At 43.9% G+C, this 804-nt stretch carries 1 protein-coding gene and 1 pseudogene; one reads left to right on the top strand and one right to left on the bottom strand.

Annotation, left to right across the window (positions count from 1 at the left end):
* On the top strand, positions 1 to 204 hold a 204-nt coding region (locus DW819_RS15810), incomplete at its 5' end, for a hypothetical protein (RefSeq protein WP_207665312.1).
* Between the two features lie 300 nt (positions 205 to 504).
* Here the strand turns inward: DW819_RS15810 and DW819_RS15740 are convergent.
* Positions 505 to 804, bottom strand: a pseudogene (locus DW819_RS15740) (hypothetical protein); the annotation flags it as partial.

Genomic DNA, 804 nt, shown 5'->3' with positions numbered 1-804 from the left:
CGCTCCGCCGCTTATTGCCAGACCTGCGAGCAAAACTCGCGTGCTCTGCACGCTCAGACAATGCTCTCCGGTCTGGCGCTATGCTCGCGCACGAGGAAAATTCCAATGTGCCGCTTATTCTGTATGGTGTGTCCGGAACTTCTGCTTTACTGGTTATTCTACAATAATAAACGCAGTCAGAACGTTGCTGATGAAAGCCTGTAATCCGGCTTTTTATAGTAGCGTTCTGGCTGCGTTTTATTCTTTATGGCAGAATTAATATAGGCTGCAGTTACTTTTTGTAGCGGATCCAATACAGCAGGAAGTGAATGAGACCGCTTTCCGGGATTTTCAGCATATCAGGTGTTTGCATCTTGAACACACGTGTACGAATGCAGCGGATGTAGTCCGATGCAGGCGAACGCGTGTTGTGAGAGCAAGCAAACAACGATATGTGAAAATAGAGGAAGGCGGTCTCATTCTCTTCCGGACTTTTATTCGTTCCGTCCTATAATTGCAATATGTCTATTTCATTGTGTGATACGTTTCATAGATTTTATCCAGATCATAGTTCGGTGACATTGGAACTGCAATCTGGCAGATTGCTTTTACGAAATTTGGATCCATTTCCAGAATATCCGCAATTTGTTCTGATGTATAATTTTTTTGCATTTTTGCAAGAATCAATTGAATAAATGCCCTGGTTTTTCCTTCGTTTCTTCCCTCGGCTCTTCCTTGGGTTATTCCCTCACTCTTGCCACGCTCGTGCCCCATATTCCAGTACTGCTCCTGGAGCATTTTGTAGTTTTTTTCTTCGTCATATTC

The organism is Clostridium sp. AM33-3 (assembly GCF_003480315.1).
Lineage (GTDB): Bacteria > Bacillota > Clostridia > Lachnospirales > Lachnospiraceae > Brotaphodocola.
Note: the sequence above shows the minus strand (reverse complement) of the source record. Positions and strands in the feature narration are given on the sequence as shown.